Source organism: Aeromonas sp. DNRA1 (assembly GCF_963888745.1).
Classification (GTDB): Bacteria; Pseudomonadota; Gammaproteobacteria; order Enterobacterales; family Aeromonadaceae; genus Aeromonas; species Aeromonas hydrophila.
The window spans coordinates 39,269-53,926 of sequence record NZ_CAWPKQ010000007.1 but is presented as its reverse complement, the minus strand read 5'-3'; the positions used below and the strand labels follow the sequence as shown (position 1 = coordinate 53,926).

The window sequence follows — 14,658 nt, the reverse complement described above, 5'->3', positions numbered from 1 at the left end:
GCTCCGGTGTGGTTGAGATGACCAGATAGCTATTCCAATTGTTGTGCCACATCTATAACGACATGATTTTATTTAAATTAATTGTTTTTAGATGATAAGTGGCGCCAGTTGGAAAGCATCCTGTAGTCAGGATTAAACCAACAAGTGGTCATTTTCACCACGCTTAATTTTTGTCTGCTGTTCCACGTGGAACGTCCCATTTTTTTGATCGACACCCGCTTTTAAACTGAGCTATGGTGCTAGCTCCCCCGTAACTGACTCTGGATCTGTCACCGAATGGAATTTTCCTTGTTCGGCGAGAAGTTCACTCGCCATGCCGGTATTACCCAACTCATGGATGACCTTAATCAGGGGCTGACCAATCCGGACGCCATCATGCTGGGTGGCGGCAACCCGGCCCCCATCCCCGCCATGCTGGAACGCTTCCAGGCCGAGGCCAAGAGCCTGCTCGACAACGGTGAGCTGGTGAAGGCGATGGCCAACTACGATGGCCCCCAGGGCAAGGACAGGTTCACCAAGGCGCTGGCCGCACTGCTCAGCAAGGAGCTGGGGTGGGATATTTCGGCCCGCAATATCGCCCTGACCAACGGTAGCCAGAATGCCTTCTTCTATCTGTTCAACCTGCTGGCGGGCGAATTTGCCGATGGCCGCAAGAAGAAGGTGCTGTTCCCACTCGCCCCCGAGTACATCGGCTATGCCGACTCTGCGCTGGCGGACGACTATTTCGTGGCCTACAAGCCCACCATAGAGAAGCTGGCCGACGGCCAGTTCAAGTACCACGTGGACTTCGAGAGCCTGCAGGTGGGTGACGACATCGGGGTGATCTGCGTCTCCCGTCCCACCAACCCCACCGGCAACGTGCTGACCGACGAAGAGATCGAACACCTCGATCAGATTGCCCGCGACAAGGGCATTCCGCTGCTGATCGACAACGCCTACGGCGTCCCCTTCCCGGGCATCATCTTCAGCGAAGCCAAGCCGTTCTGGAATGCCAATACCATCCTCTGCATGAGCCTCTCCAAGCTCGGCCTGCCGGGTACTCGCTGCGGCATCGTCATCGCCGACGAGAAGATCATTCAGGCCATCACCAACCTGAGCGGCATCATCAATCTGGCGCCGGGCAGTCTGGGTCCCGCCATCACCATCCCGATGATCGAGAGCGGCGAGATCATCGCCCTCAGCGAACAAGTGGTGAAACCCTTCTATCGGCAGAAGGCGGAGCTGGCGGTGCAACTGCTGCGCGAAGCGATCCCCGATCCGCGCTTCCACATCCACAAGCCGGAAGGCGCCCTCTTCCTCTGGCTCTGGTTCGAAGGCCTGCCGATCCACTGTCAGGAGCTGTACGAGCGATTGAAGGCGAAGAACCTGCTGATCGTGCCGGGGCACTATTTCTTCCCCGGCATCGACGATCCAAAGTGGCGTCACAGTCAGGAGTGCATCCGCCTCAACTACTCCCAGAGCGAGGAGCTGGTACGGCGCGGCATCGCCATCCTGGCCGACGAGATCAACGCCCTCTACGCCGACGCCGGCTAAGCCCAGTTCGGCGATCCAAAAACAGAGAGGCCTGCAAATGCAGGCCTCTCTTGTTATCGCGCTCCGGTTGGCTTAACCGGGCAGTGCCAGCTGCTCGGGCTTGCCGATCGGAATGGCACGGGGCTTGAGCGCCTCAGGCAGCTCGCGTGCCAGATCGATGGTCAGCAGCCCATGTTCCAGCTTGGCGCCCTGCACTTCCACATGCTGGCTCAGCTTGAAGGCGAGCTCGAAGTCGCGCTCGGCGATCCCCTGATGGAGGAACTGGCGCTCATCGGCGGCGGCCTTTCGCCCCTTCACCTTGAGGGTGCCGTTTTCGGTTTCCAGCTCCAACTCTTCGCGCTCGAAGCCGGCCACGGCGACCGTGATGCGATAGCCGTCCTGATCGCGCTTTTCGATGTTGTACGGGGGGTAAGCGGCGGTCTTCTGCTCGAACAGACCTTCCAGCTCACGGGCCATCCGCTCGAAGCCAACGGCATTGGAATAGAGATGAGAAAAATCGAGGTTACGCATAATCCTATCCTTCTATAAGCAACAGGTTTTACTTCTCCACAGGCCCGTCATCGGCACCCGGGAAACGTCAACAATTCAATGAGGTCAGGCTATCAGCCGTTGATCTCGATCTTGCGGGGCTTCATCGCCTCGGGCACTTCGCGCACTAGGTCAATGTGCAGCAGACCGTTTTTCAGATCGGCGCCTTTCACCCGCACATAGTCGGCCAGCTGGAAGCGACGCTCGAAACCGCGTTCGGCTATGCCTTGGTAGAGGTAGTTGCGCTCGGTATCGGACTGCTTGTTGCCCTTCACTGTCAGCAGATTTTCCTGGAAGCTCAGCTCCAGCTCTTCCTGGGTAAAGCCCGCTACCGCCATGCTGATACGGTAGTCGCTATCACCCAGCTGCTCGATGTTGTAGGGGGGATAACCGGCATTGCCATTGCTGGCCGCAGATTCGATGAGATTGGCCAGACGATCGAAACCGATGGCAGAACGATAGAGCGGAGAAAAGTCGATAGAACGCATAGTATTACCCTCTTGTGAGCGATAACGGATTGTTTGCCCTCCTTATGGACGGGCACCTGGTCGAAACCTCTGTCGAGCGTTCCGGCCTTGTTACCTATATAGGGGCTCACTTTTTCCTTTCAAGGGGATTTTTTCAAATTTTTTAAATGGCCGCGCAGACCTGTAGAACATCAACCTGTTGGCCCGATAGTGATGATAATCGACCCGTGGGCCACTGATGGCAACTCACTCCGTCTCCCATAATTGGTTGCATATCCACCAGCCAACATGGAGCCATCCCATGAAGATTACCCAGGTTCGCAACGCCACCTTGCTGCTCAACTATGCCGGTACCCGCTTTCTGATCGACCCCATGCTCTCGGCCAAGGGGGCCTTCCCCGGCTTTGAGGGCACAGCCAACAGCCATCTGCGCAATCCGCTGGTCGAGCTGCCGCTACCGATCGATGAGCTGGTCGATGTTGACGCCGTGATCGTCACCCACGACCATCCCGACCACTGGGATGATGCGGCCATAGCCCGAATCCCCAAGCATCTGCCGCTCTTGGTGCAACATCAGAAAGATGCCGATGCCATTCGTGCCAGTGGCTTTGAGGATGTGCGCCTGCTGAGCGACCAGCCCGAGTTTGCCGGTATTCGCCTGCAGCGGACCGGCGGCCAGCACGGCAGCGACCAGTTGATGGCGGTACTGGGCGAGCGCATGGGAGAGGTGTGCGGCGTGGTCTTCTCCCACCCCGATGAACAGTGCCTCTATCTGGCCGGTGATACCATCTGGCATCCCTGGGTCGAGCAAGCCCTGCAACAGCATCAGCCCGAGGTCATCATCCTCAACTGTGGCGATGCACAGGTACCCGGGCTCGGTTCCATCATCATGGGCAAGGAGGATATCGCCGCCGTTTATCAGGCTGCCCCGCAAGCCACGCTGATCGCCAGCCATATGGAGGCGGTCAATCACGCCGTGCTTTCACGCCTAGAGCTGCGCGACTATCTGGCGAAACGGGGCATGATGGATCGGGTACGGGTGCCGCAAGATGGCGAGGCGATATCACTGTGATCCACAAGAGGGCCATGCCAGAGATGGCCCTTCGGCTTTCACTGCCGAACGCTTATGATGAGGGGTCTGCGCGCAGAGAGGAGCCTACACCATGACCACCCCGATCGTTGCCGTGGTGACCTTCGATCACTTCAGCCCTTTTCACTGCGCCGTCCCCTGCCTCATCTTCGGCGATATCCTGCCGGGCCAGCCGCTGTTCGAGCTCAAGATCTGCTGCGGCGATGGCAACCCTCATTCACACTCGGCGCAAGGCTTCACCATTCAGGCTCCTCATGGGCTGGAGGTGCTGGCCGAGGCGGAGATCATCGTCATCCCCTTCTGGCACGACCCGGCAGCACGGCCACCCGCAGCGCTGCTCGATGCCCTGATTGCCGCCAGAACCAGAGGTGCCCGGTTGGTCGGGCTCTGCCTCGGCACCTATGTACTCGCCTACGCCGGGCTGCTCAATGGTCGCAAGGCATCGACCCACTGGGAGTACGAGCAGGATTTCTGCCGCCGCTTTCCCTGCGTGCAACTCGATACCAACGCCCTCTATGTCGATGATGATGGGCTGGTCACCTCCGCAGGTACTGCCGCCGGGCTGGACTGCTGCCTCTATCTGGTGCGCCAGTACCACGGCTCGGCCATCGCCAACAAGGTGGCGCGGCGGCTGGTGATCCCGCCTCACCGGGAAGGGGGGCAGGCCCAGTTTATCGAGCAGCCGGTGCCCGCCTCCACCCGCGATGTCCGGATGAACCAATTGCTCGATCACCTGCGTGCCCATCTGGCCGAGCCTCACACCCTGGACTCTCTGGCAGATCACACCCTGATGAGCAGACGCACCTTTACCCGCCGTTTTCATCAGGCAACCGGCCTCTCGGTGGGTGAATGGCTGCTGGCGGAGCGGCTCAGGCGCAGTCAGGAGCTGCTGGAGGTAAGCGGCCATTCCATCGATCGCATTGCCGAGCTGGTCGGCTTCAAGAGTGCCGCCTCCCTGCGCAATCACTTCCGCTCCCGCTTTGCCATCTCCCCCAGCGAGTGGCGACGATCTTTTCGTGGCCATAACTCTTGATGATGCCCGCTGTACCCGCTCACTCCGCTATGGCAGGCTAACCAGAGATCCCGAGGAGTCATTCCATGTCCCGTTCAGAACGCCTGCTGGCCCTGCTCCAGCTGCTGCGCGGCCACCGCTACGCCATCACCGGCAGCGAGCTGGCCAGCCAGCTTGGCATCAGCCTGCGCACCCTCTACCGGGATATCGCCACTCTGCAGGCACAGGGCGCCCATATCGAGGGGGAAGCGGGCATCGGCTATGTGCTGCGCCCCGGCTTCATGCTGCCGCCGCTGATGTTCAGCGAGGAGGAGCTGGATGCGCTGGTGCTGGGGTCACGTTGGGTCGTCGCCCACGGTGATGGAGCCTTGAGTGCATCGGCCAGCAGTGCGCTGGCCAAGATAGAAGCCGTGCTGCCCACCGACTATCGCCAGCAGCTCCAGAGCAATGCCCTGCTAATCGGCACCTCCCGCAGCGACAGCCTCACCGATGAAGCCCCCCTGCGTAGTGCCATCCGCCAGCAACGCAAGGTGATCCTGGACTATCGGGATCTCAAGGAGAAGAGTTCGGAGCGCACCGTCTGGCCCTGTGCCCTCGGCTACTTCGACCAGGTGCGGGTATTGGTGGCCTGGTGCGAGCTACGCCAGGACTTTCGCCACTTTCGGGTAGATCGCATTACCCGGATGCAACCGCAAGATTGCCGCTATCCAAAAAGCAGAGAGAGCCTGCTGAAGGAGTGGCGCGCCAGCCAGCAGATCCCGCAGCCCAAATTCATTGCTGACAGAAACTGACAGCAGGCAGCGCCATGCTGACGGGGTCGGCGCCGATGCGTCATCTCATCAGCAAGGAGCATCACCATGTTAGTCCCCCAGTTCACCATCCTCTACGTTGCCAACCCGACCCGTAGCGCGCTCTTCTACCGCGAGTTGTTCGGGCGTGAACCGGTGGAGGAGTCACCTACCTTTGCCATGTTCGTGTTCGAATCGGGCGCCAGACTGGCACTCTGGTCCAGCGCCACAGTTGAACCTGCCGTGACCCAAACGGCCGGAGCGATGGAGTTGGCCTTCGCCCTCCCCGATGATGATGCCGTCGATCGCCTGTCTGCCGAGTGGCTGGCGCGCGGGCTCCCCCTGATCCAGGCGCCGACCAAGATGGAGTTTGGCTACACCTGCATGGCCCTCGATCCGGATAGCCATCGTCTGCGTCTCTACTGCCCGGCCCCCGAACTGAGCTGAGCCGGCGCCATCAAGACGGAGCCATGTTTCACGTGGAACGTGCCACCTCCTTCGCCAGAAAAACAAAAAGCCGCTCACAGGGAGCGGCTTTTTTATATCGAGCTGACAGCGTCGAATTAGACGTCGAGGTTGGCCACGCGCAGGGCGTTGGTCTCGATAAAGTCACGACGCGGCTCAACGGCATCACCCATCAGGGTGGAGAAGAGCTGGTCCGCACCGACGGCGTCGTCGATGGTGACGCGCAGCATGCGACGGGCTTCCGGATCCATGGTGGTTTCCCACAGCTGGTCCGGGTTCATCTCGCCCAGCCCTTTATAGCGCTGGATGTAGATGCCGCGCTTGCCTTCACCCATCAGCCACTCGACTGCTTCGACGAAGCTGGCGACCGGCTTCACCTTCTCGCCACGCTTGATGTAACCACCTTCCTCGATCAGGTTGGCGATCTCCTTGCCCAGCGAGACCAGTTGACGGTACTCGGAGGATTGCAGGAAGTCGTAGCTGAGCGGGTATTCGCGGTCGACCCCGTGCTGGCGTACCACGGCGTGCGGCACGAACAGACGGCGTTCTTCATCGTGGCGTACCTGCATCTGGTACTGGATGCCGTGGTTGCTCTCGTTGAGCACGGCTTCCATGCTCTGGCACCAGGCCAGCAGATCGCTCTCGCTGCTCAGCAGCGCTTCGTTCAGCTCCGGCTGATAGATCAGCTGGGTCAGCACGGCTTCCGGCGCGCGGCGGGACATGCGGGTGATCAGGTGAGTCACCGAGCGATGCTGGTTGACCAGACGCTCCAGCGCCTCGCCACCGATGGCCGGGGCAGACTCGTTGACGTGCAGGGTCGCACCGTCCAGCGCCATGGCAGTCTGGTACTGCAGCAGCGCATCTTCGTCTTTCAGATACTGCTCCTGCTTGCCCTTCTTCACCTTGTAGAGCGGCGGCTGGGCGATGTAGACGTAGCCACGCTCGATGATTTCCGGCATCTGACGATAGAAGAAGGTCAGCAGCAGGGTACGGATGTGTGCACCATCGACGTCCGCATCGGTCATGATGATGATGTTGTGATAACGCAGCTTGTCCGGGTTGTACTCGTCACGACCGATGCCGCAGCCCAGTGCGGTGATCAGGGTGCCCACCTCCTGGGAAGAGATCATCTTGTCGAAACGGGCCTTCTCCACGTTCAGGATCTTGCCCTTGAGCGGCAGGATGGCCTGGTTCTTCCGGTTGCGACCCTGCTTGGCGGAACCGCCAGCAGAGTCCCCTTCCACTATGTAGAGTTCGGAGAGCGCCGGGTCTTTTTCCTGACAGTCGGCCAGCTTGCCGGGCAGACCGGCAATATCCAGCGCGCCTTTACGGCGAGTCAGTTCGCGGGCCTTGCGGGCCGCTTCGCGGGCACGGGCCGCATCGATGATCTTGTTGACCACGATCTTGGCATCGCCCGGGTTTTCCAGCAGGAAGTCGGCCAGCTTCTCACCCATCGCCTGTTCGACGGCGGTCTTCACTTCGGAAGAGACCAGCTTGTCCTTGGTCTGGGAGGAGAACTTGGGATCCGGCACCTTGACGGAGATAACGGCAATCAGACCTTCACGCACGTCGTCGCCACTGGCGGCAGACTTGGCCTTCTTGCTGTAGTCCTCTTTGTCCATGTAGGAGTTCAGAGTACGGGTCAGCGCGGTACGGAAGCCCACCAGGTGGGTACCACCATCACGCTGCGGAATGTTGTTGGTGAAGCAGTAGACCCCTTCCTGATAGGCGTCGTTCCACTGCATCGCCACTTCGACGCCGATGCCGTCCTGCTCGGTGGTGAAGTGGAACACCTTCGGGTGGATCGGGGTCTTGTTCTGGTTCAGGTATTCGACGAACGCCTTGATGCCGCCTTCGTAGCAGAAGTGCGCCTCGCGACCGTCACGCTCATCCAGCAGGCGGATGGAGACGCCGGAGTTGAGGAAGGAGAGCTCACGCAGACGCTTGGCCAGGATCTCGTAGTGGAACAGGGTATCGCTGAAGATGGTCGGGCTCGGCCAGAAGCGGACTTCGGTCCCGGTGCCGGTGCTGTCGCCAATCTGCTTGAGCGGTGCCTGCGGCTCACCCAGGTGATAGGTCTGCTCGTAGACATGGCCGTTGCGACGGATGGTCAGCAGCAGCTTGTCAGAGAGGGCGTTTACCACGGAGACGCCGACGCCGTGCAGACCACCGGAGACCTTGTAGGAGTTGTCGTCAAACTTGCCGCCCGCGTGCAGCACGGTCATGATGACTTCAGCAGCGGAGCGACCCTCTTCCGGGTGGATGTCGACTGGAATACCACGACCGTTGTCACGGACGGAGACGGAGCCGTCGGAATGGATCTTGACCTGAATATCGGAGCAGTAGCCGGCCAGAGCCTCGTCAATGGAGTTGTCGACGACCTCGAACACCATGTGGTGCAGACCCGAGCCATCATCCGTATCGCCGATATACATCCCCGGGCGCTTGCGGACCGCATCCAGGCCCTTCAGTACCTTGATATTCGAGGAGTCGTAAGTATTTTCACTCATAGCTTACTCTCTGCCTTCTCTAACGTTTCGGAGATCTTGCCTTGTTCCACGTGGAACAACTTGCAGTCATTCGCATCCATCATGTCTGCGAGCTGACCGGTGTCGATGGCGGTGATAAACACCTGGGACGCACACTGCTTCAGCCTTGCGGCCAGCAACCGGCGCTTGTCGACATCCAGTTCAGAGGCAAAATCATCAATTAAAAAAATACAGCCACGGCTGCTATGTTGATTCAAATAGAGCCCTTGGGCCAGTCGCATGGCACAGACCAGCAACTTCAACTGACCCCGGGACAAAATATCCTGAGCGGGGACGCCGTTCGCCTTGAGTCGCACATCGGCCTTCTGTGGGCCTACTCCTGTGTAACCCAGCGCCCGATCCCGCTCAAACCCCGCCTCCAGCAATTCATTGAGCGGGGTATCTTTTTCCCAGCCTCGATAGAATCCAAGGCTGATATCGAATTCCGGCAAAAAATCCGCCGTCATCTCCTTGATCAGGGGCGTAATGGCCTGACAATAATTGGCGCGAAACTCGGCCAATTCACCGCCCAGCCGTACCAATTCCTGATCCCAGTACGCCAGCTGGCGATACTGGCTGCTCTGACGCAGCAGCGCATTGCGCTGTTTCAGCAGCCGACGCACTCGCCCCCACAGGGAGAAGAAGGTCGGCTCCTGATGAAAAACACCCCAGTCGAGCCAGGCCCGACGAGCCTGCGGCCCACCGGTCAGCAGATTGAAGCCATCCGGATGGATCAACTGCACCGGCAGCAATTCGGCCAGCTCGGCCAGGCGCTGGGCCTGGGCACCGGCGATCTTGAGCTGGGTCTCGCCACTCTTGTCCTTGGCAAGGCCGATGGGCACCTGGCGCCCTTCCAGTTCACACTGGGCAAACAGGGTAAACGCCCTCTCCCCCTGGCGGATGACCCGCCCGGTCAGGTGAGTACGAAAGGAGCGACCGAGACCGAGGTAGTGAATGGCTTCCAGCACGCTGGTCTTGCCGCTGCCATTGCACCCGACCAGGATATTGAGGCCGGGCGACAGCGCGAGACTGGCCTGCTGGATATTGCGAAAGTCGCTGAGCTGGAGTTTGACCAGAGACACGACTAGATCCGCATCGGCATTACCACGTACTGAGCATCCTGACTGTCAAAATCCTCAATAATGGCGCTGCTGATGGAATCGCTCAGGCTGATCCGGATTTGGTCACATTTTAACGTATTCAGCACGTCCAGCACATAAGAGACGTTGAAACCAATCTCCATCTCGCCAGCTTCGTATTGTACGTCAAGCAGCTCTTCGGCTTCTTCCTGTTCCGGGTTGTTGGCGGTGATGCGCAGCAGGTTTTCCTGCAGATTGAGACGCACCCCACGGAATTTCTCGTTGGAGAGAATGGCGGCACGGGCAAAGGCCTGGCGCAGATCCTCACGACCGGCGATCAGGGCCTTGTCGCTGTTGCGCGGAATGACGCGGCGCCAGTCCGGGAAGCGACCATCCACCAGCTTGGAGGTGAAGATGAAGCCATCCAGCGCGGCGCGCAGGTTGCTGCGACCGATCTGCAGCCGCACCGGCTTGTCTTCCGCTTCCAGCAGGCGCACCAGTTCCAGCACGCCCTTGCGTGGCAGGATAACCTGATGATCGGGCAGCGATTCCGTTACCACTTCGCGGCGGCAGGTCGCCAGCCGGTGACCATCGGTCGCCACGGTACGCAGGCCGTGCCCTTCGCTCTCGAACAGCATGCCGTTCAGGTAGTAACGCACGTCCTGGCTGGCCATGGAAAACTGGGTGGCATCGATGAGCTTTTTCAGCTCCAGCTGGCCGATGTCGAACTCGAGCACGGATTCCCAATCCTCGATGTTCGGGTATTCGGTGGCCGGCAGGGTCGACAGGTTGAAACGGGAACGACCGGAGCGGATGATCAGTCGCTCGCCTTCTGTATTGAGGCGAATGTCCGCCCCCTCCGGCAGACCGCGGCAGATGTCCAGCAGCTTGCGCGCCGGCACTGTGGTGCGGCCATCCTGACTGTCGCTGTTGAGATAGACCTGACCGATCATCTCCACTTCGAGGTCGGTCCCGGTCAGTGACAGCAGACCGTTGCTGACATCCAGCAGCACGTTGCCGAGGATTGGCAGGGTCGGCCGGCCACCGAGGGCACCGGACACCAGTTGCAGAGGACGTAACAGGGCCTCACGGCTAATTTCGAGCTGCATCTGTGCTCTCCGTTGTTATTAGGAGGAAAAGGTTCGGATCAGGTTGGAATATTCGAACTGCATCTGTCCACTCCGTTCCGTTGTCAGGAAGAAAGGGTACGGATCAGGTTGGAATAGTCTTCCTTGATGTCGTGACTCTCTTCCTTCAGCTGCTCAATCTTGCGGCAGGCATGAAGCACGGTAGTGTGATCACGACCACCAAAGGCATCACCTATCTCCGGCAAGCTATGGTTGGTCAGCTCCTTGGCCAGCGCCATCGCCAGCTGGCGTGGGCGGGCAACAGAGCGGGAACGCCGCTTGGAGAGCAGATCCGCCAGCTTGATCTTGTAGTACTCCGCCACCGTCTTCTGGATGTTGTCGATGGTGACCAGCTTCTCCTGCAGCGCTAGCAGATCGCGCAGCGCTTCGCGCACGAAGTCGATATTGATCGCCCGACCGGTAAAGTTGGCGTTGGCGATCACCCGGTTGAGGGCACCTTCCAGCTCGCGCACGTTGGAGCGCAGCCGCTTGGCGATGAAGAAGGCCACTTCGTCCGGCAGGTGGATCTGGTTCTCGTCCGCCTTGCGCATCAGGATCGCCACCCGGGTTTCCAGCTCCGGCGGTTCGATCGCTACCGTCAGGCCCCAGCCGAAGCGGGACTTGAGACGATCTTCCACCCCGTTGATCTCCTTCGGATAACGATCCGAGGTCAGGATGATCTGCTGGTTGCCTTCGAGCAGGGCGTTGAAGGTGTGGAAGAACTCCTCTTGGGAGCGCTCCTTGTTGGCAAAGAACTGGATGTCATCGATGAGCAGGGCATCGACGCTACGGTAATAACGCTTGAACTCTTCAATGGCGTTATTCTGCAGCGCCTTCACCATGTCCTGCACAAACCGTTCAGAGTGCATGTAGATGACCTTGGCGTCCTGCTTGCGCTCCTTGATGGCGTTGCCGACGGCATGCAGCAGGTGGGTCTTGCCCAGACCGGTGCCGCCATAGAGGAACAGCGGGTTGTAGGCCCCGCCAGGATTGTCGGCAACCTGACGGGCAGCCGCACGGGCCAACTGGTTGGACTTACCTTCGACGAAATTCTCGAAGGTATAGTTCACGTTGGTGTTGCTCTTGTGGTTCGGCTCGGGTTTGGCCTCGGCCTTGCTTTCCCAGCTCTTCTGCGAGTTATTCACAGGATCCGCACCCCGCGCCGGCGCTCTGGCGACTGCGACGGGATGGGGACGATTACCGATGTCAAAACGCAGAGTGGGGCCGTCGACCCCGCAGAGTTCATTGATGATGCCGTTCACCCGGATGAGATACTTGTCTCGAACCCAGTCCAGAACAAAGCGATTCGGTGCATACAGGGTCAGAGTATTGTCACTCAACTCCGCTTGAAGCGGCCGGATCCACATGCTGAATTCTGCCGAGGGCAACTCATCTTGCAGCCGGTTAAGGCACTGCTGCCATAGCGAAGCAGTCACTCTAAACTCCCGTCGATTGATTAACTAAAGACCGGCTATTCTACGTTTTTAGCGGCTGGATCTCTAGCCGCGACCTCGCGGATCCAGCAAATAAGATCCTTGACTTTCAAGGATCCAGCAACGCCGAATCCGATTTCATCCCCAAAGTTACCCACAGCCAGATCCATCGACGGGGGCACCAAAGATCCAGACCTGAAGCGGTTATTTTATATAACCAAATATCATTTATTCTTTAGCTTTTATTCCAATAACATCAGCGCAAATCCAGTGTTTACAACTAAAAATACAGAACAACAGAGAGAGAGGAATCCCCATGACGTCATCCATCAAGCTGGTCTCCGGCGCCGCCATTCTGCTGGCCGCCCTGTCCGGTCAAGCCATCGCCCAGGAAACCATCAAGGTCGGCATGTCCGGCAAGTACTTCCCGTTCACCTTCGTCAAGCAGGACAAGCTGCAGGGCTTCGAGGTGGATATGTGGAACCAGATCGGTGAGCGCACCGGCTACAAGGTCGAATTTGTGACCGCCAGCTTCTCCGGCTTGTTCGGCATGCTGGAAACCGGCCGCGTCGATACCATCTCCAACCAGATCACCATCACCGACGAGCGCAAGGCCAAATACGCCTTCTCCCAGCCCTACGTCTATGACGGCGCCCAGATCGTGGTCCGCAAGGGCAACAGCACCATTCACGGCATCAAGGATCTGGAAGGCAAGAAAGTGGCTGTGAACCTGGGCTCCAACTTCGAAGAGCTGCTGCGCAAGAACGACCCGAACAAGAAGATCGACATCCGCACCTATGACTCCGCCTTCGAGCAGGATGTTGCCCTGGGCCGGATCGATGCCTTCGTTATGGACCGCGTTTCCACCGCCCAGCTGATCAAAGAGTCCAAGCTGCCGCTGCAACAGGCCGGCGCACCGTTCGAAACCATCGAGAACGCCCTGCCCTTTCTGAAGACCCCTGAAAAGCAGGCGCTGCTGAAGAAGGTCGACGATGCCCTCACCGCCATGCGCAAGGACGGTTCCCTGCGTCAGATCTCTGAAAAATGGTTCGCTTCCGACATCACCGACAAATAAATGATGGAATTTGACCTCGAATACACGCTGGGGCTGTTTCCCATCCTGCTCAAATATCTGGGCACCACGATGGAGATGGCCCTGTGGGGATTCGTCCTGGCACTCGTACTGTCGCTGGCCCTGGCGATAGTACGGGTGTTTCGCGTTCCCGTGATCCACTGGCTGGCGATGCTCTATATCTCGTTCTTCCGGGGTACACCGCTACTCGTCCAGCTGTTCCTGCTCTATTACGGGCTGCCGCAGCTGTTCCCCATCTTCGTGGGAATGGATGCCTTTACCGCCGCCATCGTCGGCCTGACCCTGCACTTTGCCGCCTACATGGCCGAATCGATCCGCGCCTCCATCATTGGCATCCACAAGAGCCAGATGGAAGCCGCCCTCAGTATCGGCATGAGCCGCTACCAGGCGATGCAGCGGATCATATTGCCGCAGGCGGCCCGCATCGCGACCCCGTCGCTGATGAACTACTTCATCGACATGATCAAGAGCACCTCGCTGGCCTTTACCCTGGGGGTGGCCGAGATCATGGGCAAGGCGCAGATGGAAGCCTCCTCCTCCTTCAAGTTCTTCGAGAGCTTCATGGCGGTGGCGCTGGTCTACTGGGTGGTGGTGATCTTCTTTACCCGCTTGCAGCATCTGCTGGAAGTCCGTCTCAACCGTGCCTATTAAAGGAGGGCCATCATGATCAAGTTAACCGGCCTCTCCAAGGCATATGACGGCAATCAGGTGCTGAACAGCATCGATCTGGAGGTGAAAAAGGGGGAGATAGTGGTCATCATCGGCCCCTCCGGCACCGGCAAGTCGACCCTGCTGCGCTGCCTCAACCTGCTGGAAACCCCGGATGCCGGCAACCTCGCCATCGACGATCTGCAGCTCAACCTGGCCAAAGCCAGCGAGCAGCAGGCGATAGAGCTGCGCAAGCGGGCCTCCTTCGTGTTCCAGAACTACGCCCTCTTTGCCAACAAGACGGCGCTGGACAACATCGCCGAAGGGCTGATCACCGTCTGGAAACAGCCGAAGGCAGAGGCCCGTGCCACCGCCCTCGGCATCCTCAAGGACATCGGCCTCGCCGACAAGCAGGACGCCTATCCGGCTTCCCTGTCGGGTGGTCAGCAGCAACGGGTCGGCATCGGCCGAGCCATGGCCGCGCACTCCAAGGTAATCCTGTTTGACGAGCCCACGTCGGCACTCGACCCCGAGTGGGTCGACGAGGTACTGGGCCTGATGAAGGAGCTGGCCCGCCAGCACCAGACCATGGTGGTGGTAACCCATGAGATTGAATTTGCTCGAGATGTTGCCGATCGGGTGATCTTCATGGAGGGGGGCCGGATCGTGGAGCAAGGCCCGCCGGATCAGATATTGGTCGATCCGCAGGATCCCCGTACCCGGGAGTTCCTGCGCAAAGTGCTTAAATAGCTCTCTCTTTGGCGGCATTGCCGCCTTTTTTATTGGAGGATCCTTGTTAAACCCCGGGTTGCCAGTATAATCCGGAGCCCTCGATCCTCTGGATCCTCACTGCCGGTTCGGGCCTTT

At 59.2% G+C, this 14,658-nt stretch carries 14 protein-coding genes; 8 read left to right on the top strand and 6 right to left on the bottom strand.

Annotated elements, in window-relative coordinates:
* The first annotated feature begins 276 nt into the window (after positions 1 to 276).
* The gene (locus AACQ43_RS19515) at positions 277 to 1,533 is read left to right on the top strand and encodes a valine--pyruvate transaminase (protein WP_168968389.1); all 1,257 of its coding nucleotides are present in this window, start codon (positions 277 to 279) and stop codon (positions 1,531 to 1,533) included.
* A gap of 72 nt (positions 1,534 to 1,605) precedes the next feature.
* On the opposite strand, the gene AACQ43_RS19510 is transcribed toward AACQ43_RS19515, so the two are convergent.
* Both AACQ43_RS19510 and AACQ43_RS19505 read right to left on the bottom strand, forming a co-directional pair.
* Positions 1,606 to 2,043, bottom strand: a complete 438-nt coding sequence (locus tag AACQ43_RS19510) for an Hsp20 family protein (RefSeq protein WP_029305108.1) — start codon at positions 2,041 to 2,043, stop codon at positions 1,606 to 1,608.
* Between the two features lie 92 nt (positions 2,044 to 2,135).
* Positions 2,136 to 2,549 carry an Hsp20 family protein gene (locus AACQ43_RS19505; RefSeq protein ID WP_041214186.1) on the bottom strand — a complete coding sequence of 138 codons (414 nt, stop codon included), beginning with the start codon at positions 2,547 to 2,549 and terminating at the stop codon, positions 2,136 to 2,138.
* Positions 2,550 to 2,829: 280 nt separating this feature from the next.
* On the opposite strand from AACQ43_RS19505, the gene AACQ43_RS19500 reads away from it, so the two are divergent.
* The 4 genes from AACQ43_RS19500 (at position 2,830) to AACQ43_RS19485 (ending at position 5,865) form a co-directional block, all read left to right on the top strand.
* On the top strand, positions 2,830 to 3,600 hold the full coding sequence (locus AACQ43_RS19500) for an MBL fold metallo-hydrolase (protein ID WP_168968387.1): 771 nt from the start codon (positions 2,830 to 2,832) through the stop codon (positions 3,598 to 3,600).
* A gap of 91 nt (positions 3,601 to 3,691) precedes the next feature.
* On the top strand, positions 3,692 to 4,651 hold the full coding sequence (locus tag AACQ43_RS19495; RefSeq protein WP_168968385.1) for a helix-turn-helix domain-containing protein: 960 nt from the start codon (positions 3,692 to 3,694) through the stop codon (positions 4,649 to 4,651).
* Positions 4,652 to 4,716: 65 nt separating this feature from the next.
* Complete coding sequence (locus AACQ43_RS19490; RefSeq protein WP_168968383.1) at positions 4,717 to 5,421, top strand: helix-turn-helix transcriptional regulator; 705 nt, start codon at positions 4,717 to 4,719, stop codon at positions 5,419 to 5,421.
* Between the two features lie 66 nt (positions 5,422 to 5,487).
* Positions 5,488 to 5,865 carry a VOC family protein gene (locus AACQ43_RS19485; RefSeq protein WP_168968381.1) on the top strand — a complete coding sequence of 126 codons (378 nt, stop codon included), beginning with the start codon at positions 5,488 to 5,490 and terminating at the stop codon, positions 5,863 to 5,865.
* A 116-nt stretch (positions 5,866 to 5,981) separates the two neighbouring features.
* Here AACQ43_RS19485 and gyrB read toward each other — a convergent pair whose 3' ends face one another.
* From gyrB to dnaA, 4 genes are all read right to left on the bottom strand, one after another.
* Positions 5,982 to 8,393 carry a DNA topoisomerase (ATP-hydrolyzing) subunit B gene (gyrB, locus tag AACQ43_RS19480; RefSeq protein ID WP_016348869.1) on the bottom strand — a complete coding sequence of 804 codons (2,412 nt, stop codon included), beginning with the start codon at positions 8,391 to 8,393 and terminating at the stop codon, positions 5,982 to 5,984.
* Positions 8,390 to 9,493 carry a DNA replication/repair protein RecF gene (gene recF / locus AACQ43_RS19475; RefSeq protein ID WP_029305111.1) on the bottom strand — a complete coding sequence of 368 codons (1,104 nt, stop codon included), beginning with the start codon at positions 9,491 to 9,493 and terminating at the stop codon, positions 8,390 to 8,392. The genes gyrB and recF overlap by 4 nt, the downstream gene beginning before the upstream one ends.
* 2 nt (positions 9,494 to 9,495) lie before the next feature.
* Positions 9,496 to 10,599 (bottom strand): DNA polymerase III subunit beta, encoded by a 1,104-nt coding sequence (gene dnaN, locus AACQ43_RS19470; protein WP_011704048.1) that lies wholly within the window; start codon positions 10,597 to 10,599, stop codon positions 9,496 to 9,498.
* Between the two features lie 83 nt (positions 10,600 to 10,682).
* Positions 10,683 to 12,053, bottom strand: coding sequence for a chromosomal replication initiator protein DnaA (gene dnaA / locus AACQ43_RS19465; RefSeq protein WP_005307141.1), 1,371 nt, complete (start codon positions 12,051 to 12,053; stop codon positions 10,683 to 10,685).
* 313 nt (positions 12,054 to 12,366) lie between these two features.
* Here dnaA and AACQ43_RS19460 point away from each other — a divergent pair, with 313 nt between their 5' ends.
* From AACQ43_RS19460 to AACQ43_RS19450, 3 genes are read left to right on the top strand one after another with little or no spacing between them, the layout of a single operon-like run.
* The gene (locus AACQ43_RS19460; protein WP_005307144.1) at positions 12,367 to 13,125 is read left to right on the top strand and encodes an amino acid ABC transporter substrate-binding protein; all 759 of its coding nucleotides are present in this window, start codon (positions 12,367 to 12,369) and stop codon (positions 13,123 to 13,125) included.
* Positions 13,126 to 13,794, top strand: a complete 669-nt coding sequence (locus AACQ43_RS19455) for an amino acid ABC transporter permease (RefSeq protein WP_011707929.1) — start codon at positions 13,126 to 13,128, stop codon at positions 13,792 to 13,794. It begins immediately after the preceding gene.
* Between the two features lie 12 nt (positions 13,795 to 13,806).
* Positions 13,807 to 14,541, top strand: coding sequence for an amino acid ABC transporter ATP-binding protein (locus AACQ43_RS19450; protein ID WP_011707928.1), 735 nt, complete (start codon positions 13,807 to 13,809; stop codon positions 14,539 to 14,541).
* The last annotated feature ends 117 nt before the right edge of the window (positions 14,542 to 14,658 follow it).